Annotated in this window: 1 rRNA gene; it reads right to left on the bottom strand. The window is 52.4% G+C overall.

The window, feature by feature from the left end:
* Positions 1 to 78: ribosomal RNA gene (rrf, locus tag RTW80_RS28305) — 5S ribosomal RNA — on the bottom strand; the annotation flags it as partial.
* Between the last annotated feature and the right edge of the window lie 239 nt (positions 79 to 317).

Genomic DNA, 317 nt, shown 5'->3' with positions numbered 1-317 from the left:
ACTACCATCGGCGCTACGGCGTTTCACTTCTGAGTTCGGCATGGGGTCAGGTGGGACCACCGCGCTACTGCCGCCAGGCAAATTCCTGTGCTCTGTCCTGTGTCTTTTGTGCTGATACTGCGTCGGCTGCATTCGCGAAAGTCAGTCACATACTTCAGTATGCTCCTTCCTTCGCTTCATTTGCCGCCTTGTCTCAGCGCAAAATCCTTCGGACTCTGAATCAAAGCTGAAATTCTCTCAATCCGCCAAAACATCTTCGGCGTTGTAAGGTTAAGCCTCACGGTTCATTAGTACCGGTTAGCTCAACGCATCGCTGC

This window comes from Escherichia sp. AM3 (assembly GCF_032029835.1).
Lineage (GTDB): Bacteria > Pseudomonadota > Gammaproteobacteria > Enterobacterales > Enterobacteriaceae > Escherichia > Escherichia coli.
The sequence above is the reverse complement of the archived record's forward strand: the minus strand, read 5'-3'. Positions and strand labels throughout refer to the sequence as shown.